This is a genomic window from Pseudomonadota bacterium (assembly GCA_039028935.1).
GTDB lineage: Bacteria > Pseudomonadota > Gammaproteobacteria > Steroidobacterales > SZUA-146 > SZUA-146.
Genome location: JBCCHD010000010.1, coordinates 18,553 through 39,889 on the forward strand (window position 1 = coordinate 18,553; position 21,337 = coordinate 39,889).

Consider the following 21,337-nt stretch of genomic DNA (forward strand, 5'->3'; position numbering starts at 1 on the left):
GCGAAGCTGGGCAAAACGTGCAGGCTTCACAGCGAAAATTTTCACGCTTCGATACAGTGACAACACTGATTGAGGAGGCACGCTGTGCGCAAGACTGTATTTTGTTTAATCGCGTTTTTACTGTTGTCGATGCCTACATTGGCGATGGAAAATGACGCGTATCATAACCACGATCCCGAGCTTGTGGGCCAGTGGGCAGCAACGTCACACAACGGCGATATCGCCAGTTTGAGTTTTGAAGACAGTGGTAAGTTTATTCTCGACGAGCGTAGCTCAACAACGCTCGAGCGACAGTATCGATGCGGCACCTGGGAACGCAACGGGGACGCGGTCGAACTGGCAGTAAAAGCGCAGAAGTCTCGGTTTGCCGATGGCAACATCGAGGAGGCGCTTGACGAATACGATGATCGGTTCACGGTCCTGCGTGCGACGGCAAACACGCTGATACTGCGCATCGATTCAAAGGTATTTTCGTTCCACCGGACCGCCTGACGGCATTTCTCTAAGGCAACATGAGCGTCAGTAAAAAACGGCCGGTTTGTATCACCGGCCGTTTTGCGTCGCGCTCGTCAATAATCAATGCAAAGGGTCAGCGCAGTTGATCCGCCTCGACGTTCATCACATGATCGCGCACAAGCTCATACACCACTTCAGCCTGATCCACGTGGGACACGTGCCGGCTGTTTTGAATAACTTCTAGACGCGCATTGCCCATTTGCTCAAGGTAGACGAGCTTGTCCTCGAGAGGCGTATAGTCCTGATCCGCCGCGAGCACCAATACGGGCATCTCAAGTTGATGAATACGATCGGCCACACTCCATCCGGCTAGCGCCTGAACTGCTTTCACATAGCTGTCTTGATCGTTATTTTCGTGGCGTCGGATCATCCGTTGCCGCAGATCCGCCTGATGCGGGTCTGGAAACACGCGTTTCGCGACAAAACGCGCAAGGCGCTTCATGCCAACAACGCGCGCCATCGCGATGCGGTACAACACCATCATGTGTTTGTACCACTCGTTGAGCTCGAAACTTGGCTGGCTGTTAATGATCGTCAGCGAGCGCAGCCTGGTCGGCTGATCCACCGCCGTCTGGTAGGAAATGGCGCCGCCCATCGAAAACCCGAGCAGGTGAAACGTCTCGAAGCCAAAATAATCCGCCAAGGCCAACACGTCCTCTGACCAGGTTTTAACCGAGTGATCGTGCACTTTTTCCGACTCACCGAAACCGCGCATGCTGGGCGCGATCACCCGAAAATGCTGCGCAAGGAGCGCGATCTGATCCTCCCAATCGTGATGGCTTGATCCCAGACCATGAATAATCAATAGCGGCTCACCACTGCCTGCGTCTGCGTAGTCAAGTTGGATTCCATTCACTTCGATGATGGGCATAGGGCGTTGAACCGTGGCGTGCTCTAGTTGGATCTGGACGAGACTCAAGTCTACTAAAAATTACACGGCACCTCAGTGATTCTCGTGGCACTTCTCACCTTCATTGGAACGCATTTTGTTATGATCAAGGACCGCTCATCAAAAAAGTCGCTCATGTCCCGTGTAGCCATCGCCTCCAGCACTCAGCTTTCCGCCGACGCCGGCGCGTCACTCGCGCGAGAGGGGGGCAATGCGGTCGATGCCGCCATCGCCGCTGCGTTGGTCGCCATTACAACCGAACCCGGCATCTGCTCACCCGGTTGCGGGGGCTTTGTGACGGTGTGGCCTCCACACGGCGACCCCGTGACGATTGATGGCAACATCGAAATGCCAGGACGCGGCCTGGATCCCGCGCGACTCGGCCAAGGGGCCTGGGAAGTCACGATGCAGTATGGCGGCGGTGTGTCGACCTACGTGGGTCATGGCAGCGTGGGCACGCCTGGCGGCCTGGCCGCACTCGATCGCACTTGGCAGCGATTTGGCCATCTGCCTTGGGCGGCATTATTCGGTCCGGTGCTCGACAGTGCAAAGCACGGATTTCCGTTATCACCGGCCTCCTACAGCTACCTGCAGTTTTCGCACGAGTGCGTCTACGGTTGGCTACCGCAGAGCCACGCGCCGCTACACCACAATGACGCGCTTAAGAAAGTGGGCGACACGGTGGTGGTTGAACACCTAGCGGACAGTTTCGAAGCGATCGCGCGCGATGGCGTCGACACATTTTATCGCGGCGATCTGGCCAAACTGATCGCCGCCGATTTTGAGGCGAACGGCGGCGTCATGACGGCTATGGATCTGGCCGAATATGAGGTATTGGAGCGCACGCCGCTCCCGTTCGTATTGAACGATTGGCGGCTGGCGACCAACCCCGCTCCGGCCATCGGCGGCGTCACGCTCATGGCCATGCTCGAATTACTGACCCATCCCGATCATCCGGCAGGCGGCGGCTGGGATAACGCGTTCACCGCCCGTATCGCCGATATTCAACACCGGGTTCTGATGCATCGACTGCATCATCTTGATTACAGTGAGGCACTGCAAGCCGATACACAACGCCTACTCGAACTGGCCCGCAGCGGGTCGGTTCCGTTAGCCCGGCCAGCGGCCTCCACCGTGCACACATCCGCCGTCGATACGGACGGGCTGGCCTGCGCGATCACCCTCTCATCGGGCTACGGGGCGGGCGTGATGCCACCCGGTACGGGCATTTGGATGAATAATTGTCTTGGCGAAATTGAGCTCAATCGCAAAGGACTCAATGCGGGGCCAACCGGCATGCGACTGGCGTCAAACATGGCGCCAACGACCGGTCGCCACGCAAATGGTCAAGTGCTGTCGATCGGTTCGCCAGGCGCGGATCGCATCACCAGTGCCCTGCTCTGCACGCTCAATAACTTCATGCGCGAAGGGTTATCGCTTGAAGAGGCCATCGCGCGGCCCCGCCTACATCTTGAAATTAATGATGGCGATCCACGGGTCGCCTACGAGCGGGGCGTGGACGCGAGTGGTGTGATCTTGCCCACGCGCGAATTTGATGAACCGTCTATGTTCTTTGGTGGTGTCGGCGCGGCACTTCATACGCCAGGGTCTGAGCTGATCGCGGCCGCCGATCCCCGTCGTCGCGGCGGCCGGGCCATCGCCTGATCGACGTATGATCAAGCGATTGCTTTGGATTGTCTTGAGTTTGACGGCCGTTGGCCTGGTCTATGACGCACTGACGATGGCGCGCTATGAGGGACCCAAGTCTGGCCTGTTTGATGGCCAGACATTTTACTCAGCCAGTTACGAGAAGAAACGTCCCTCCGATCTGCTTAAGTGGCGATTCAATCGTGAACCCGGCGCCTGGGAACATCGGACAACTCAGACGCAGCGTCCACCCGAACGTGTCAGCGAAGGCCTGCGCATTACACTGATTAACCACGCAACCCTACTCATCCAAACCGCGAACCTCAATTTGCTAACGGATCCTACTTGGTCAGGCTCCACCGGCCCCTTTGGCAAGATTGGACCATCACGCTTTCGCCATCCGGGCGTGCCGTTCGATGCGCTTCCTCCCATCGACGCGGTGTTTGTGAGCCATTCCCATTATGACCACATGGATTTACCAACGTTAGCGAGACTCGACAAAACCCATGCTCCGCTTTTTATCGTGGGTCTTGGCAATGCCGGCAATTTAGCAAAGGTCAACATCGATAATGTGATTGAGCTGGACTGGTGGGCGGAAACAAAGGTGGGTGACTCGCTCACCCTAACCATGACGCCCGCTCGGCACTGGTCCAAACGCACCGCGCTCGACACAAACCGCACCCTCTGGGGCAGTTTTGTGTTGCACGATGACGCGCGGCCCTTGGTGTTTTTTGCGGGCGACACCGGACTGGGAAACCACTTTCGTCTGATTCGTCAGCGCCTCGGTGAGGTGCCCGTGGCGCTCATGCCCATCGGCGCGTATCTGCCGCGTTGGTTCATGAAAGACAATCATTTGTCGCCTTCGGATGCGCTGACGGCCACCAGCGACCTCGGTAGCGATGTTATGATCCCCATTCATTACGGCACGTTTGCACTCGGTGACGACGGCCAGGACCTGCCACTAACGACACTGCGTGACGAACATTCACGCCTGGCGCTGCTCGGCGACGAATCCATCCCCACGCTGCAGGTCCTGGACAACGGCGAATCGGTGCGGATCGACGCCCATACGCGTTAACCGGTTACACGAGAGTCCCCACACTATGCTCGACGATCTACTGCCTGCCGATCCAATGCCGCTGTTTGCCAACTGGCTGGAGGAGGCCTGGGCGAACGCTGACACGCCGAATCCCAATGGCATGGCGCTGTCAAGCGCGCTCGTGGAGAATGGAGTGGCCTTTCCATCGACACGCATCGTGTTGCTCAAAAATCTGGTCGTCGATCCAGGCTATGTTGTGTTCTACACCAATTATCAATCACGCAAGGGGCATGAGTTGCTCACCAATTGTCGCGCAGGCGCTCTGCTTCATTGGGACAAACTTGGCCGTCAGGTTCGCCTGGAGGGTGCCGTGGTGAAATCACCGGCAGCCGAGAGTGACGCCTATTTTGGGTCGCGTCATCGCGCATCGCGCATCGGCGCGTGGACCAGCGCGCAGAGTCAGCCTATCGAATCGCGCGAGCAGCTGCTTGAGAAACGCACTCAAACCGAGCAACGATTTGGTGAGGACAAGGTGCCGAGGCCGCCGCACTGGGGCGGTTTTCGACTGTTTATTGATCGACTCGAATTATGGTGTGACGGCGAATTTCGACTGCATGACCGCGCGGTTTGGCAGCGCGTTCTTAATCACACGACTGAGCCGACTGGCGGCGACGCATGGCGGGCAACGCGCCTGCAGCCCTAAGGGTGTTCGAGCATCGTGTAGTTGACTCATCCCCCACTTTGGACCACTGAACAGGCATTTTGATTTGGATCAACAGCCCTACACCATCACATGCCCCTTTTGTTGGGAGTCACTGGATATCCTACTCGATCCCTCCGTCGAGCATCAGCGCTATACCGAAGACTGCCAGGTATGCTGCCATCCCATCGCGTTGAGCGTGACGCAGGATGGTCACTCGGTGCATGTTGACGTGGAGCGCGAGTAGTGAAAAAGAAACGCGGCATTGCTTGGCTGCGTCAGATGCTCATGTTTTACGTGCTGATTGCCGTCGCACTGTCCGCCTGGCTAGCGCGTGAACGCTCCACGGATTGGAACAACACGCTTTGGGTGGCCGTATTTCCGATCAATGGCGACCAATCCGATGCAGCGGCTGCCTATATTACCGATCTTCACGAGGATGACTTCGCGCCGATCGAAACGTTTTTCCAAACTGAGCTCAATCGTTATGGTCTGTCGCTGGACCAGCCGGTACGCATCGATCTTCGCGACCAACTCGGTGAGAAACCGCCATCGCCACCCGAAGGCTCGGCGTTGAGTGTGATCAAATGGAGTCTAGTGATGCGTCACTGGGCGTGGAAAATGGAGCGTAGTCAGGACGGCGTGACCCCAGACATCAAACTGTTTGTTGTGTATTATGATCCAGCCCGTCACACGCAGCTTCCCCACTCGGTCGGTGTGCAAAAGGGACTGTTCGGCATCATTAATGCGTTCGCTTCAAGACAATACCGTGGCAGCAATCAAGTCGTGATCGCGCATGAACTCTTGCACACGTTGGGCGCCACCGACAAATACGATCTGCAAACGGTGCAGCCAGTCCATCCCGACGGATTCGCTGATCCGGACGCCAAACCACTGTTTCCCCAGCACCGCGCCGAGTTGATGGGTGGCCGTATCCCGATTTCGCCGGAGCGCGCCGAGATTCCGCGCAGCCTGCGTCAGGTGATGGTCGGGCCGCTCACCGCCCGTGAAATTCGCTGGACCCAGTAACCCCCAGTTTCCCCGTTTTCAGCGTTCAGGCCCTGAACGCACAGCTTTGGACCGCGCTTGACCCGAATCCCTCTGGCACTGACCAATGCGGCGGTCGTGGCGCCGAACAGGCCTGGACCCACTCTCAATTGACATGATCTTCACATCGCCGTACATTCGTTGCCGCTATAGGTGAACCCAAGCCGCAGCTTGGGTGAACGGGAAGTCGGTGCGCGGTTCGCCGCCAATCCGACGCTGCCCCCGCAACGGTGATCGAGCATCACCCGGATTCGCTGCACCGCCAGGTGTCGCAGCCACTGCGTTAATCGTGGGAAGGTTATCCGGGTGGAAACCAGAAAGATGTGGTTTAACTCGTCAGCCCGGAGACCGGCCTTGGCAAATTTGCACAACGCGGCGGGCGTTTGGGCAGGTCGTTGACACCTGTGTGCCCGTTCCCAACATTTCTACACAGGATACTATCGTGAAATATCTCCTACTGATTGCCGGTTTATTAACCGTCGCTACGGGCGGGGCGCCCGTCGCCGCAGCCGACGAAGAAACTCGCCTAGAGCGCGTGATTGTTACCGCGTCTCGGGCCGAAGAATGGGCCACCCGTCGGGCCGCCTCCATCACTGTGATCGATCGCGATCAAATCGAGCTACAAAACGCACGCGATTTGGCCGACGTGCTGCGCTTTAACGCGGGCCTCGATATCGGTCGTAACGGCGGCCCCGGCCAGACCACGTCCGTGTTTATTCGTGGCGCCGAGAGCAATCACACGCTCGTGTTGATCGACGGCGTGCGCATCAATCCCGGTACTATTGGCGTAGCGGCGATCCAGAACATTGACCCAGACTTAGTCGAGCGCATCGAAATCGTCAAAGGACCTCGCTCCACAGTGTATGGCACCGATGCCATCGGTGGCGTGATTAATGTCATTACCCGTAAAGGAACCTCACCACAGGACGTGTCGCTCACCGTAGGCGGCGGGAGCTTTAACACCACGGATGTCAGTGCGAAGTTCGGTTTTGGTGACAGCGAGTTTGGTTCGAATATCGGCGTTTCCCATTACGATACCGACGGCTTTGCAACGCGTGAGGGTGTCGACGAAGACCGCGGTCACGACAATCTGTCCTTCAACTTTTCGCTCTGGCAGACCGTCGACAACCACCGCTTTGAATTCGACGCGTTCCGCAGCGACGGCAACACCGAATACGCCGACTTCTTCCTGGCTCCCGTTGACCAGGATTTCACCAATCAGGTACTTAAGGGCAGATTGGTCACGCAAATCCGCCCCTTCTGGGAGAGCGCATTGACACTTGCGCACCTCACCGACGACATTCAGCAAAATCAGCCTAGCTTCACCGGCGAAAACGATTTTGTGACCACCGAGCGCTACAGCTTCGACTGGCAGAACACGCTGGTCGACTCCGGTGACAACCGCGTTGTCTTGGGCTTGTACGGCTATGACGAGAACGCCGACGTGCTGTCGTTTGGCACGCCGTTCAATGAAGACACCAACGTATATGGTGCGTATGCTGAATACGGCATTCGCGGCGCAAACTATGACGCATCGTTTGGCGCACGTTTTACCGATCATGACGATTTCGGTAGCGCCACCACCTGGCACGTAGACGTGGGATATCGCGTATCTCCCCGCGTACAGCTCATCGCCGCAGCCGGCACGGGTTTTCGCGCCCCCGACGCGACGGACCGATTCGGGTTTGGTGGCAATCCTGAGCTCGACGCGGAAGAATCAACGACCCTTGAACTGGGTGCGCGTTTTCGAATTTCTGACCGCCAAATGGTCAGCGTGCGTGCCTTCCAACAGGACATCGATAATCTCATCAACTTTGTGGTTACCGACTTCACGACGTTTGCTGGTATGAACGAAAACGTTGATGAGACCAGCAACGACGGTTTTGAGCTAAGCTATTTGTGGGCCGGCGAACGACTCCGTGTTGAGACAAGCTTAATCCTGCAAGACCCCACGGACGAAGGCACCGGCCTAACGCTGCTCCGACGTGCCGAAGAGGTGCTGAGTGCCAATGCGTCATATCAAATCGGCAATGGCACGATCGGTCTCAATGTGCTGGCATCCGGTAAGCGACCCGACTTTGACTCCGCGTCGTTCGGACGCACAGACAACCCTGGGTATTGGCTGGGCAACCTAAGCTATAGTCATCGAGTAAACGATCGCTGGACGGTGCGTGCCAGCATCGACAACCTGCTCGATACTGACTATCAAACTGCAAACGGTTTCAACACGGCAGAGCGCAGCTACTTTGTCGAGGTCAACTACGGGCTGTCTCTGGTTCGCTAACGCGACGAGCAGTTTGGACATCCCTCAAGCGGCGCACGGAGGCGCCGCCGGTCGCGACCGTGTGATCGACACACCATCCTCACGCGGCATCAGCGACGATCCGGTGTGGAAAACGATAGCTTCGCTTCGTACACTACCTCTCACACCACCACACGGGAATCGTCAACATGGGACATCGGCTCAGTAAAATCTATACGCGAACAGGTGACAGTGGCAGCACCGGGCTAGGCGACGGCAGTCGCGTCGACAAAGACAGTCATCGCGTCGAAGCGTATGGCTCGGTCGATGAACTCAACAGCACGATCGGCGTTGTTTTGGCGGTCGAGGGCTTGCCTGACAAATTAGCCGCCTGCCTACTCGACATTCAGCATGATCTATTCGACCTGGGCGGCGAACTTTGCATTCCGGGTCAGCAAATGATCACCACCGAGTATGTGGATCGACTCGAGTCTTGGCTGGACGAATTCAACGAAGATCTACCGATGCTAAAAGAGTTTATCTTGCCCGGTGGTGGCCCAGCGGCAGCGGCGTGTCATGTCTCGCGCACCGTATGCCGTCGTGCCGAGCGCCGCGTATGGACTCTGGCGCGTCATGAATCGGTGGTGGAAGCCACACCCAAATACCTCAATCGCCTATCTGATTTACTGTTTGTGTTTGCGCGTGTGTTGGCACGCCATGAAAACGGCACCGAAGTACTCTGGAAACGCAAACCCAGCTGAGCGGTCGCTAAATGGCCGCTCCGGCGATCGTTAGGAGCGCAATGGCGACAAGCCATACGATGGTGGAACGCTCAACCAAGCTCAATGCACAACGCGCACCGGCGCTCGGGCTTTCCAACATATCCTCCTGTGCCTGGCGCCCCAGTGCACCACATCCTGCCGAGGCGACCACTTCATCATTTGCATCGAAAAAGCGTGCTTCGTTGTCCGTGTAGTACGCCTTCCATGCTGATGTCGCCGGCTCAAAGCTACCGGCGAGCGCAAAACTCATGGCGGCCAGTCGCGATGGCAGCCACGTTAGGATTCCATGGATCGTCTGCAGCGGTTGTAGGTACGGCGCTTCGGTGTTGCCCTCTTCCTCCTGCCGTTCGTTTTCATAAAACGCGCGGCGACGCATAAGATCCGACACGCGAAAAATCCACGCACCCAGTGGGCCTAACAAAACAAACCACAAAAACACGCCGAACGTGCGGTTGGTGGACTGCACAAACACGGCCGACGCAACTGCGCCACCCAGCTTGCACTCCTCTTCGGGCGCGTCAAACTCCAGCAGCTCCTTGGCCACGCGACGCATCGATTCATGGTCGCCGCGCATGCTGGCCTCCGAAAACTCCTCAACCTCCGCACTCAGATCGCGTGGCCCAAGCGACAGAAACAGCACAACCACCGACGTCGCCAAATAGAACACGCCGAAAAAAGCACTCTCAAGATAATGGGCAAGCGCAAAAATCGGCAAGGCACACACCAATAGCGCGGCCACCGCCACCCCGTAGGCGCGGATGCCATGCCCCTGGCCCATCCATTTAAAGGTTTGATCAAAATAGCCGTCGAGCCATCGAATTTCGCGCAAACCAAACAGGTGCGTAAAAAATCGCTCTAGCGTGTAGGCGATGAGCAATGCAAGCAGTTTCATACGATCACTATAGCGAAATCAGTCATTTAGACAAGCGTGCCAAATCCGGTGTCAAACCACGGTCACGAACCGAGCGCGTTCGACAAAAAGACGCCTTGTGGAGGACGGCCAGGACAACACCCGCCAAGCAGCCTCACACAAACGGCTGTCTGCCATCCCGGTGGCGTGTGTGGATGACACCATAAGGCGAGGGTCGGCGGTTGACGCGTCAGAGCGCGTGACCTCCGAGCGTATTCAACAGACGTTGCAATCGCGACCATTCAAATTCTACGCCCGGATCGGTCTTGCGACCTGGCGCCACATCGCTGTGCCCAACCACTGGGCACTGGTGCATAGACGGATACGCATGCCGAATAGCGTCAACGAGCAAAGCCAGCTTCCAATATTGGATGGTGCGAAACGGTGTGTGATCGGTGCCCTCAAGCTCGATGCCGATCGAAAAATCGTTACAGCGTGTCCGGCCGTCAAATTGCGACTCGCCGGCATGCCAGGCGCGCCAATGCAGCGGCACAAACTGCACCAGTTCGCCATTGCGGCCGATCAATACGTGGGCAGACACTCTTAGCGCCTGGATCTCTTCAAAATAAGGATGTGCGTCGACCGCCAGTCGATTTTGAAAAAAATCGATGATGTGTGGACCACCATATTCCCCCGGCGGCAGACTGATGCTGTGCACGATGAGCAACTCCGGCGCGCAATCGTCGGGCCGCTCATCACAGTTGGGCGATGCGTGATAGGCCGCCTCGCGAATGAGGCCGGTGGTGTTGTCAATGCGCAGCATGGGGGACGGAGCCATATACAAAGATCATGGCGCAGCACTCTATCAAAACTGGTGCGGCGCATAAATACGGCAGCGAGTAAGTCGGCATTAAACGGCGTCTCGCTTCAGCCGCCGGTTGACTCGCCGCGTTTGGCGGCCGAAAACCGATTGGGAGCCCGTAATGGTGTCTCGGCCCTGTTGGCCAACATCAACGGACGTCAACCGTGTTGACGGCAACGCTGAAACACCCTCTGCGCGCAGTTGCGAAATTCGACGGCAGTCGTCACACTCTGTGTGACTCGGCCAAACAGATTCCGCCATGCGGCAGCACCGACTTTATTTTTCAGGTCCCCTCGCCCTCAATACCCGTGTGACCGTTCAGGACAATCAAGCGCACTATCTGACGCAGGTGCTGAGGTTGCGACCGGGCGACGAGGTAGTGCTGTTCAATAACGGTGATCACGAATTTGTCGCGCAGATCGACACGCTGTCGCGAAAAGCCGTTGCGCTTCGTATCACAGATGCCGCACACGTCGACACTGAAAGCGCATTACACATCACGCTCATACAAAGTCTGATTCGCAAGGAACGATTTGATTTTTGCATCCAAAAAGCGACTGAACTAGGTGTAAATCGAATCGTACCGGTCATCACAGAACGCACCACCGCCAAGCTGCCATCCAATCGAGTGGCCAAGCGCGTCGCACATTGGCAGGGCATTGCTGTTTCGGCGTGTGAGCAGAGCGGGCGCTCACGCATCCCAGTGATCGCCGCACCCACTGATCTGGAGGCCGCAATCGCGCAGACCACTCAAACGCAACGGCTTGTACTCGACCCCTGGAGCACGCCGACCGCGCTGTCCTCGATTTCGCGTCCCACCGATGTGTCGATCGCCATCGGTCCGGAAGGTGGCTTCTCACCAGATGAAGTGAATCAACTCAAGGCTCACGGTGCGGCGACGATGACACTTGGACCACGAGTATTGCGCAGCGAAACCGCGGGCATCGTCGCTGTTGCGCTCTGCCAACAACTGTGGGGAGACCTGGCACCGCCCACGTGATCAAGTTCTCGGTGTTTCGAGGGTGAGGGAAAACTCGACGCGTTGGCGCTATACAGTTTAGGAAGCGTCAAGATTGTCCATTTCGATACGCGATCAATACCGCGTGCATCGGTGCCCCGTCACGCATTAAGTCACATCCGTGCCGAACGCCATTCGCTTTCTCGTAAGATGTCGGTGACGCCGACAGTCCGCGTCGAATTCAATCGAAAGGAGCGTAACAATGAGATCATCAATAACACTGCTTGCTGCGCTACTTGCTCTGGCCGCTCCGCAATCGCTCGGCGCCATCTCCGTCGCGTTTTACCCAACAAATGATGGCGGCACCTTCGCAGAGTTTTCCGGAAGCGGCAGCAAAATGACGCTCGGTGCGGGCGGTGGATTAAATTGGTCGAATCTCATCGGCGGCGATCCGTTTAACAATTCGCTGCAAAACGCACTTTTTTCATTGTCCTCCGCAGTCTCTTTTTCGGGCAATGCAGACATCACTCAACTGCAGCTCGACAGTGATGGCGCAGGCCAAGGTCAGGACGACTTCGCGCTGGTATTCGACGGACTGTTTGCCTTTGAGGACGACTATTCGCTCAACTCAACGGTAGAAGTGATCGGCCTTGATTTTGCGCTGCTTAATCCAGGCGTCTATACCCGACCCGATACATTTGTCGGCGGCCTAACGATCATCGTCGCAGGCTCAGCGCCGATCGACAGCGATGGTGATGGTGTATTTGACATCGCCGATAACTGCAGCGCGCTCGCCAACCCCGATCAACGGGACACCGACGGGGACAACGTGGGCAACGCGTGCGATGCAGATTTTAACCAAGATTGCCTCGTTAATTTTCTTGATCTTTCTTTCTTTAGCAACAACTTTCTGCTTGCGGGCGACTTAGTGACCGACCTCAATGGCGACGACCTGACCAATTTTGCCGACCTTTCCATTGTCGCTCAACGCTTTTTTATGCCGACAGGGCCCAGCGGTCTACCTAATGACTGCGGCGTCGCTCAATAGACGAAGACAATAAACACCAAACGATCACGCAAACGAACGGCGCTTTCATCTTCGGCGTGATCAACTGATCAGGCGCAAGACTCCCAACCCGTTTCACGAGCGACGGCTCGCCCCTTTGTCGATTCGAATTAACGCATTGGCGCGTTCGCTGACAGAGACATAACGATCACGAAGCTGAGCAACATAGGGAGTGTTGGCTTTCTCGAGCGCCTGCAGCACCAGCGTAGCGAATATCGCCTGCTGAGCGGTCTCAAGTGGTTCAACACGACGAAATAGCCGCTCGCAGTATCGGGGAATCTTATTGGCAAGCTCGGCAATTTTAAGACCGGCTTGATCGACTTCAGATCGATAGGCCGTAATTTGCTGCTGCAAGACAAGCAGCGCTACCAGCCGTAGTGCAATGCATATCAGCGCGGGTTGATCCGCATCCTCAGAGCCAAACGCATCGGCATCGTTATAGCCGCGTTCACGCCAGTCGTAAAAATTCTCAAGACTCGGGGACGGCGTGCTGTACCCAATCTGATTGATCCAATTGGATAGCTTTTCGTTTGCTTCCTCGGCCGATATCGACTTGCTTTTCGGCGGACGCGGGGAAACTGAAAAAACAAAGAACAGCATGACGCATAAGTAAGATGGGTCACGGATGAAATCGTTGTAGTGGACGCTGAGAATGACCGGACTGCGGTCTTTTTTCAGCAGTCCGCCGATAAAATTGCACAACACCGCAAAATTGTGCGCGTCGGGGTCTTTTTGGTGCGTATCGTAGAACGCCGCCTGACTCGACAGCATCAGCTGCTGCTTAAATGACTCGAAATCATTGTCGTGAAAATAGACGCTTGCCAAAACAGAATGGGCGACAGCGGACTGTGGTTTTATGCGCTTAGCGTATTTTCTTGCGCGTCTAATACGACCGTCATTCACCAAGTGAATGACCGCCTCCAGCTGGGCTGTATCGGTACGGGCGGTGAAGCTACGGGTGAGCCCTTTCAGACCCAGACCGCCAATCACAAAAGACAGCAGCGCAATCAGATGCAGATCTTGCTTCTCGCTCACCGTCAGCGTGCCATTCAATAAGTCTGGAATACTGGCGTAAATATCGCCGACAGCCTGAATTCGTCCCGGCAAGGAGCGAATCGTATCCATCACATTCGTACGCAGGAATTCCATCAACGACACCGACTCTGCGTCCATCGCAATCGAGGCATTCGATAGCAGTGCGCCTAATGCAAAAAGCAAGACGGTCAATATAATCGTGACGTTAGGGTGGAAGCGCGCGATCAACTTATTGGCCTCAAAGTTCTGACCGAAGACAATAAACACAAAGATGGCGTAAAATGGGAACAAGTAGTAGAGAAATTCAAGAACCCCACCCACGACTAAGACGTGATCCGGGTAATTAAAGAAAAGTAAGATGCCGACTCCCAATACGCTCGACGAGACGATCACGTAGTTCGGCACGTAATGGGCGACGAACACGGAATTCCAGTGTCTCATTGGCGTGATTAGCACGAGCAGCGCGCCACGCAAAATATTCGCCGGCACGATCGCGATATCGGTAAGCGAATAGAGAAATAGCTTGAGCTTTTCGGAGGCTTTATTGCTTATCGCGTTGTCAAAGTTGTCGCCCGCAATCTGCACGATACCGAGGTCTTGCCGACTGTAGTTGGATTCCCACGGCAGATCCTGGCTCATGCCGTGCCTCAATTTCACGAAATAGATAAACCCATTTATAAGCAGGGAATAGACCAGCACAAAGGTGCAGAAAATCGGATTGGGATCAATCAGGCACCAGTAGACAAAGGCGCCGGTACTGATTGTCACGCCAATCAGCGGGCCCAATTTATTGGTAACAGACTGTGCAGGTGCATTCATCGTAGTTGCTGGGATAGCAATACTCGTGCGGTAAGTCAATGACGACGACTCTTTGAACCTTATGCCTAAAGACAAACAACGAATGGGTGTTTACCCTTTCAAGATTGTCTGCCCACCCTTCACCACTCTGTCGAGATTCCCAACTCGACCGGTGGAAGCACGAGTCGAATGAAGCGATGGGTCTCTATTCTACGACTCACTCGATTGAGCGACGGTTTTTCTCATCAACCGCTGCCCGTCCTCGATTTTCCAATCGCGCCAACCATTTCGTAAGTAGAAACCGTAGGCCCGAAGCGCAGGATCGAGGCTGGTTGCCAGCCAGATCTGCTGGCAACCCGTCGACGCTAACCAGCCTTCAACGCGCGATAGTAACTGACCGCCAATGCCTTGGCCCTCATACTCCGGCAACAGCGCAATCACGGTGAGCTCATGGTTCGCCGCATCCCCCATGGCGAAGCCGCCGACCTGAGCATCCGTCTCATAGAGCCAGCCTCGTTGCGAATCACGCAGCGCCGCGGCCAGCGAATCAGGCGTAATGCCCAGCTCCGTTAAGCGCTCGACAGATACTGGATTCTCCCGTGTTTGGGGTCGAAGGGTGAACAGCGCCGGCAGGTCTTTTTCTTCGATTGGTCGGATCACCGCAGAGCGACTCCGTTCAGTCCGGACTGGTGCTGAAAAAGCGTTCAGCGCAAAGGCAGTTAACTGGTCACCGCCAACGCATCGCTGACCAATCGCTCGAGCTTCTCAATGTCGGGAATGAGCGGTGATTGGCTGGCCATCGTGACCTGACACAGCACGGGAAGTGATTCACCAAACTGCTGAGGCTCAAGGGAGAGCGCATCCTCTTGCACCCGCACAAGCTGAGGAAAGCCCTGGCTGATCAAACCAAACGCGCGCGTGTTGAGATGATCGGTCAGGCAGCGTACGAGCACCACGCGCGAACGGCCCGCAGAGGGTGGCAGGTCGTCGCCGCAGATTCCCTCAAATGACACCACGGGAATCAACGAGCCTTCCCACTCGGCGGAGCCCACAAACCACGGCACACTGCCGGGGTTATCTTCTAGCTCATTGAGACTGATCACTTCCATCACGTTCGAGCGCGGAATCAGCAACGTCTTATCGGCTAACGGAATGAGCAGGCTTTGCACTTCATTAGTTTCGTCGGACATTCGCGTTCCTAACTTCGTTGTTTGATCGCGCGTGCGAGCAAGGGCTGCAGGACATCCAGTAAGGCGTTCTCCTGGTACGGCTTACCGAGGTACTTATCGACTCCCAACTCAAAGGCGCGAGCCCGATGCTTTTCCCCCACTCGCGATGTGATCATGCAGATCGGCACGTGTTGGAGTGCATCCGTATTGCGAATATGCGAGGCCACTTCATAGCCGTCCATACGTGGCATTTCAATGTCGAGCAACACGCAGTCGGGCACCTGTTCTTGCATCACCGCGACCGCATCGACGCCGTCTTTCGCCAGCAGCACTTTCATGCTATTGCGCTCGAGCAGACGCTGTGTCACGCGACGCACTGTAATGGAATCGTCGACGACCAACACAACTGGGCGCAGGTCCTCGCTCGACTCAGCTATCACAAAGTCATCGCCGTCACGCTCGTGAGTGTTGTTGCGAATCAGTGAAGCCACATCGAGAATCACGACGATGCTGCCGTCGCCCAAAATGGTGGCGCCCGCGACGCCCGTAATGCTAGACACCATCGGCCCTGCCGACTTAACCACGACCTCACGGCTACCGAGCAACTCATCGGCGAGCAACGCGCACGATTCTTCACCGGCTCGGACTAGAATCAATGGAATTGAAGCGCCCTCCAAACTCTCAGCGCTGAGTTCAGCGCCGCCGAGATACGGACTCAGCTTACGCACACTGTAGTTTTCGCCTTCGTGAGCGTACTCAATGTCCGCTTCCAGACAGTTGAGCACATCGTCTCGCTCAGCGCGCACCACACCGTGCACTGCCGGCAATGGAATCGCAAAGCGCTCGGTGCCGCAGCGAACCAACAACGCCTGACTCACCGCAAGGGTGAGCGGTAAACGTATCGTTATGACCGTCTCTTGACCGAACTGCGAGTCGAGCTGAATCGAGCCGCCCAGTTCTTTCACTTCACTGGCGACGACGTCCATGCCCACGCCCCGCCCCGCCGACTGGGTAACACTGCTCGCCGTGCTAAAGCCGTGACGGAAGATAAGGTCATACGCCGCCCGATCATCGAGTGGACGCGCATCATCGACCAAACCCAGCGCTTGCGCTTTTTGTACAATCGCCTCGGCGTCCAGTCCACGCCCATCATCGGTAACCCGTATAACCATTTCAGCGCCTTCGCGCGTCAGGTCGATATTGACAATGCCCTGCTCGGGCTTGCCGGCGCCTTGACGTGCTTGCGGCGTTTCGATTCCGTGGATAACGGCATTTCGCAGCATGTGCTCAAACGGCGGTAACATTCGCTGCAACACTTGCCGATCGAGTTCTCCCGAGGCGCCGGTCACTACCAGGCGGGCCTGCTTGTTATGCTCGCTGGCGGCCTGCCGCACGATACGCTCGAAGCGTGAAACAAAGTGTGAAAACGGCAGCATACGCGATCGAATGAGCGCATCTTGGAGTTCGCCGGTCACACGCGCTTGTTGCACCAGCAGCGATTCAGATTCGCGCGCGATATCGGTCATCAAATCTTGCAGGCTGGCCAGGTCACTGACCGATTCGGCGAGCGCTCGCGAGAGCTGCTGCAGGCCGGAATAGCGATCGAGCTCCAGAGGATCGAATTCTTCATCGCGCGTTGTCTGATCTTGATGCCGATGAAGAATTTGCGCTTCCGTTTCAATTTCGAGTTTGCGCAGCTGTTCGCGCAAACGCATGACGGTTTGCTGATGTTCGGTGAGATTAAACGAAATCGAGCCCACCTGTTCTTCGAGTCGAGCATGGAAAATGCTCACTTCGCCCGCATTGTTTAGCATATCGTCGAGCAGACGCGCATCGATGCGCGCTTTGTCTTGGGACTTCGGCTCATCACTCACGCTGGTTGCTAACGACGACACGGCCTCGCCGGTGTCGACTTCGGTGTCATCGTGCGCGTGGATGGCCGGCTCATCGAACACGCTATCGCGTCTCTCAATCGGTGCCTGCTCAAACACGTCTTCGAGCACGGGCGGTGCTGATGCGGGTTCAGGCTCGATTTTCGCCTCCGGCTCCACGGACACTTCGCGCGTCATAACCGGCACCTCGGCCGGAAGCTCACCGCGCAGCAATGCCTGGAGTGCATCGATTAACGCCGGCTGCGGAGTGACCGCCACGCTTCGCGTGAGTTGATCGGTCATCGCATGAAGCTGGTCAAAACTGGCTCGAATCGTCTTTTCATGCTCCGGTGTTGGCGCCTCACCGCCTTCACGAAGATGCTCTGCCAACGATTCGGTCTCGTGACTCAAATCGCCCATCGCCGCAATGCCCGCCATGCGCGCGCCGCCTTTGAGCGTATGCAAATGGCGCAGCAATTCTTCGAGACGTTGCGGACTGGATTCGTCGTGGGCAAACCACCCTCTGAGCGCCTGCTCTGACGCGTCGAGTATCTCCACCGCCTCTTCGGAAAAAATCGACGCGATGTCCGGATCGTAGCCAGGGCCTTCATCGGTCGGCGGCAGCATCACTTCGCCGGTACGCTCGAGTGCTTCGACCGCCTGTTGAGCGGAATCAAACAGCTGTGGCAGTGAATCGATGTCCGCGAGCAGCCACGACTGATCGGGCAGCTCAGTGAGCGAATTGACGCCACGCACGAGAAACTCGAACTGATCAGCCGCGCGCCCGATAATCGCGACTGCTTCATGGCTGAGCGGCAAACTTTCCGCCCGCGCGGTTCGTAGGTGTTGGTTGAGCGGAGTCGCAATCGCCGCCAAAGGCTGCACGTGCGCCGTATTGGAGCTGCCGCTGAGCGTGTGCCAGGCGCGATGGAGCGGCTCGCTCACCGCAAAGGGCTCGGCCTGTTGCGACACCTCAAGAATAAACTGCCGTACGTTTTCAAGATGACCGAGGCTCTCTTTGAGAAAAATGTCGTAGAGTGTCGGATCGAGCGTAATCGCGTACTCCGCATCGTTGGCCTCTTCAGCCTGCTCCGCATCCGACGTATCGACGGCGGCATCGTCGAATGTCGGGGGCAACTCCGACACCAAATGATCGGGTGGCGCTTCTTGCGGCTGCATTTCCAGCACGACGCCCGGCACCATCGCCGTGATCGACGTGTCGTCGGTGCTCGGCACCTCCGAGGTCGCTGGCGATGGGTCTTCGTCAGGCGGTGCGTCGAAGGCAGGAACGCTGACGGTGTCATCGCGATCTTTATCATCCACTTCGGGACGCGCCTCGCCTCGGTCAAAGGCATCTTCGGCGATGGCCACGATCAAACTGTCGTCGATGACATCCTCGGATATTTCAAGCTCAGTCATCGTATCGTCGGCAGGGGGTACGGTAGCGTCAGCCGCCGGTGGGGCATCGCCCAAATCTTCCAAGACCTCTTCCAGTCCGGTTACCACATCCTGCGCTACCGCCGATGGTTCCTCGTCCACCGCCGGCAGCTCGACGTCAGACTCGGCGTCGTTCGACTCTACCGCAAACTCATCAAACGGCTCTTCTTTTTCGATCGGCCGTTCAACCAGCTGCCAAGCGCGCTCCATCAATCGGTTGAGCGACGCCGGCGTCGGTGTGCCCATCTCTAGCTGCTCAATGAGCGCTGGCAAGCCGTCAACGGCTTCTTCAACCGTCGCCACCACCTCGGGTGTGGCTTCAAAATCATGGCCGACGACTTTATTGACCAGATTCTCGAAGCTCCAGGCGTATTCGCCAATCAGCATCGCACCGACCATGCGACCGCTGCCTTTAAGTGTGTGTAAGGAACGTCGAATCGTTAGCAGCACTTCCCGATTGGTCAGCTCCTGCTTCCAACGAGGCAAGGCGCGACGCAACGTCACCACTTCCTCTTTGGCTTCCTCAATAAAGAGTTCGAGTAGCTCCGGATCAACCCGTCGGCCACTGATGCCCGCAATGGGCTCTTCGAGCGCCGCCGCCCGACGCGCGGCGTCGGAATCGGCATTAAGCTTCGCGGCCTGGCGCACACCGGTGGCTTCAAAGACGCCCGTCGACGCCGGCTCATCGATCTGTGGGGTCGTGTCAACCGCCGCCGGTCCCTCGGTGTCCGGTTGACGTTTAATCGACTCCAGGCAGCGTTCGGCGTTGTCGAGCATATACCAAGGATCAGACCGGCCCGACCGCACTGTTTCCATGTAGTACTCGATGCTCACAATCGCATCGGCGAGACGATCAAGCTCATGCGTGTGGCGGTTGATGTCGTCTTCGCCCGTCACCGCACTGATATGCCATTCAATGCGTTCAAGAAGCTCAGCCGCACGCTCTTTTTCGAGCATGCCAAGTCCGGCTCGAATACCCGTAATAAGCTTGGGAATCGAATCGAGCACCGCGCCGTGATCCGGATTGTCGACAAACTGCGACAGCATCTCTTTAATACGGGTCAGGTTCACGACACATTCGCGCAGCACGGCACCGGCCACGTTTTTGCGATCCGCCGCCGCCGCCACATCGCTCGCGCTCGTCGGCTGTTCGTCTTTTTTCTCGGGAATAATGACGCCCAAGAGCTGCTCGTCGATCGCGTCTTCGACATTGATCAACGTCGCCGCGATATGCAAAAGCTCGTCGTCGCCTGAGCGCTTGTCCTCAATAAAGGTGTGCAACCGCCGCGCTTCGCCGGCAACCTGCTGGCGCAATGCGTCCAGTCCCAGCATGCCCAGCGTGTCGCTGAGTTTTTTCATCGATTCGCGCTCGGGCTCGAGCTCTTGATGGTTGTCGCTCTTGGTGCGCACAAAGACGTCGATCGCGTCTTTAACGTTGCCCACGTCTTGCTTGATTGCCGCGCCAACGGTTTTCATTAGCTCCACGCTCGGCCCCTGGAGCGAGGTGTGTTCGCCGGCTGTTCCCGCCTCGCCCGGCTCGAGAAGCTCCGACAAACTAAATGAATTCTTGATGCCGGTGACACGCTTTCCGTCGGAGTCAGAGCGCGCGACGTAATACAATAGGTTGTTAATCAGATTGCGAGGGGGATCTTGAGTAAAGCCTTCCTCGCCCTCGAGCGTTAGGCGCTTGAGCACCGCATCCGCCTGTCCCAGCAGACGCTTAATCGCGGCGCTTGGTAATAGACCACTTTCTTGAACCGCCTCGACAACGCCCCCCAGCACCCACCAAAACTGGTACACAGACGATACGGCGGCTCCGGCCTCAAGTTTGGCGGCCACACCGCCCAGACGCGCAAGATTATTGAGCGCATCTTCACCACGAAGCCAGCCTAATAGCGCCTTTTGATAGTGTGGTCGGAGCTTTCGAGCCAGCACTTTGTAGTCCAGACTTTCCGGCGGTTTGGCACGCTCGGGCGTGGCGCCACCCTGGTCAATGTTGAGCACAAACAGCGAGCTTTCCGACAACAGCGGACTGCCGCGCACGGCGCGCAAATCGTTGAGCAGCGGCAGCAACACCAGCGGCACGTCGTGGCCGCCGCCGGCAACACGGTCGAGATAACCAGGAATCTGAACAATCGCGCGTGACAGCACTTCGAGACCGTCGTCGATGCCCGCGTCGCCATCGTGCATTTTGCGCGCGAGCGACACCATCTCTTCAACCAGTAGTGCACCGCCGTATACCTCGACCATGCGCAAGGCGCCGTGTGCAGCGTGGAGCAGATCACCAACATTGGCCAAGTGCTCTTTCGCGTCGCGATTGTCTGCGTACTTCTGGAGTTGGTTACGCGCGTCGCCGAACGTGGTGCTCAGCTCTACTCGCACCCACTCCAAACCCTCGGCAGGCGATCGCGTGGCCACATTACTCATCG

The 21,337-nt window shown here is 57.0% G+C and carries 17 protein-coding genes and 1 riboswitch; of the genes, 10 read left to right on the forward strand and 7 right to left on the reverse strand.

All coding sequences use genetic code 11. The features are described from left to right. The first annotated feature begins 84 nt into the window (after nucleotides 1-84). Complete coding sequence (locus AAF465_06680) at nucleotides 85-492, forward strand: hypothetical protein (GenBank protein ID MEM7082402.1); 408 nt, start codon at nucleotides 85-87, stop codon at nucleotides 490-492. Nucleotides 493-589: 97 nt separating this feature from the next. Here the strand turns inward: AAF465_06680 and AAF465_06685 are convergent, their stop codons facing one another. After that, nucleotides 590-1,387 carry an alpha/beta hydrolase gene (locus tag AAF465_06685; protein ID MEM7082403.1) on the reverse strand — a complete coding sequence of 266 codons (798 nt, stop codon included), beginning with the start codon at nucleotides 1,385-1,387 and terminating at the stop codon, nucleotides 590-592. Between the two features lie 153 nt (nucleotides 1,388-1,540). Here AAF465_06685 and AAF465_06690 point away from each other — a divergent pair, with 153 nt between their 5' ends. From AAF465_06690 to AAF465_06720, 7 genes are all read left to right on the forward strand, one after another. Next, entirely contained in the window at nucleotides 1,541-3,070 is a 1,530-nt protein-coding gene (locus tag AAF465_06690) for a gamma-glutamyltransferase (protein MEM7082404.1), read from the forward strand. Nucleotides 3,071-3,077: 7 nt separating this feature from the next. Beyond that, complete coding sequence (locus AAF465_06695) at nucleotides 3,078-4,130, forward strand: MBL fold metallo-hydrolase (GenBank protein ID MEM7082405.1); 1,053 nt, start codon at nucleotides 3,078-3,080, stop codon at nucleotides 4,128-4,130. Nucleotides 4,131-4,155: 25 nt separating this feature from the next. Further along, a complete protein-coding gene (gene pdxH, locus AAF465_06700; GenBank protein ID MEM7082406.1) occupies nucleotides 4,156-4,794 on the forward strand; it encodes a pyridoxamine 5'-phosphate oxidase in 639 nt (212 codons plus the stop codon). A 64-nt stretch (nucleotides 4,795-4,858) separates the two neighbouring features. After that, on the forward strand, nucleotides 4,859-5,038 hold the full coding sequence (locus AAF465_06705; GenBank protein ID MEM7082407.1) for a CPXCG motif-containing cysteine-rich protein: 180 nt from the start codon (nucleotides 4,859-4,861) through the stop codon (nucleotides 5,036-5,038). Further along, nucleotides 5,038-5,820, forward strand: a complete 783-nt coding sequence (locus AAF465_06710) for a hypothetical protein (GenBank protein ID MEM7082408.1) — start codon at nucleotides 5,038-5,040, stop codon at nucleotides 5,818-5,820. Before AAF465_06705 ends, AAF465_06710 begins: the two co-directional genes overlap by 1 nt. Before the next feature lie 152 nt (nucleotides 5,821-5,972). Further along, nucleotides 5,973-6,210, forward strand: a riboswitch (cobalamin riboswitch). Nucleotides 6,211-6,280: 70 nt separating this feature from the next. After that, entirely contained in the window at nucleotides 6,281-8,122 is a 1,842-nt protein-coding gene (locus tag AAF465_06715; GenBank protein MEM7082409.1) for a TonB-dependent receptor, read from the forward strand. A 167-nt stretch (nucleotides 8,123-8,289) separates the two neighbouring features. Continuing rightward, nucleotides 8,290-8,841 (forward strand): cob(I)yrinic acid a,c-diamide adenosyltransferase, encoded by a 552-nt coding sequence (locus AAF465_06720; protein MEM7082410.1) that lies wholly within the window; start codon nucleotides 8,290-8,292, stop codon nucleotides 8,839-8,841. A gap of 7 nt (nucleotides 8,842-8,848) precedes the next feature. Here the strand turns inward: AAF465_06720 and ampE are convergent, their stop codons facing one another. Together ampE and ampD are read right to left on the reverse strand one after the other, a co-directional pair. Then, nucleotides 8,849-9,754, reverse strand: a complete 906-nt coding sequence (ampE, locus tag AAF465_06725; protein ID MEM7082411.1) for a regulatory signaling modulator protein AmpE — start codon at nucleotides 9,752-9,754, stop codon at nucleotides 8,849-8,851. Nucleotides 9,755-9,962: 208 nt separating this feature from the next. Beyond that, nucleotides 9,963-10,535 (reverse strand): 1,6-anhydro-N-acetylmuramyl-L-alanine amidase AmpD, encoded by a 573-nt coding sequence (ampD, locus tag AAF465_06730; protein MEM7082412.1) that lies wholly within the window; start codon nucleotides 10,533-10,535, stop codon nucleotides 9,963-9,965. Nucleotides 10,536-10,833: 298 nt separating this feature from the next. Between ampD and AAF465_06735 the strand changes: the two genes are divergently transcribed. Together AAF465_06735 and AAF465_06740 are read left to right on the forward strand one after the other, a co-directional pair. Further along, nucleotides 10,834-11,574, forward strand: coding sequence for a 16S rRNA (uracil(1498)-N(3))-methyltransferase (locus tag AAF465_06735; GenBank protein ID MEM7082413.1), 741 nt, complete (start codon nucleotides 10,834-10,836; stop codon nucleotides 11,572-11,574). 220 nt (nucleotides 11,575-11,794) lie between these two features. After that, on the forward strand, nucleotides 11,795-12,580 hold the full coding sequence (locus tag AAF465_06740) for a thrombospondin type 3 repeat-containing protein (GenBank protein ID MEM7082414.1): 786 nt from the start codon (nucleotides 11,795-11,797) through the stop codon (nucleotides 12,578-12,580). A 93-nt stretch (nucleotides 12,581-12,673) separates the two neighbouring features. On the opposite strand, the gene AAF465_06745 is transcribed toward AAF465_06740, so the two are convergent. The 4 genes from AAF465_06745 to AAF465_06760 form a co-directional block, all read right to left on the reverse strand. Next, nucleotides 12,674-14,452 (reverse strand): hypothetical protein, encoded by a 1,779-nt coding sequence (locus tag AAF465_06745; protein MEM7082415.1) that lies wholly within the window; start codon nucleotides 14,450-14,452, stop codon nucleotides 12,674-12,676. Nucleotides 14,453-14,641: 189 nt separating this feature from the next. Then, the gene (locus AAF465_06750; GenBank protein ID MEM7082416.1) at nucleotides 14,642-15,091 is read right to left on the reverse strand and encodes a GNAT family N-acetyltransferase; all 450 of its coding nucleotides are present in this window, start codon (nucleotides 15,089-15,091) and stop codon (nucleotides 14,642-14,644) included. A 59-nt stretch (nucleotides 15,092-15,150) separates the two neighbouring features. Next, nucleotides 15,151-15,621, reverse strand: coding sequence for a chemotaxis protein CheW (locus AAF465_06755; protein ID MEM7082417.1), 471 nt, complete (start codon nucleotides 15,619-15,621; stop codon nucleotides 15,151-15,153). 8 nt (nucleotides 15,622-15,629) lie between these two features. After that, complete coding sequence (locus AAF465_06760) at nucleotides 15,630-21,335, reverse strand: Hpt domain-containing protein (protein MEM7082418.1); 5,706 nt, start codon at nucleotides 21,333-21,335, stop codon at nucleotides 15,630-15,632. Nucleotides 21,336-21,337 lie beyond the last annotated feature (2 nt).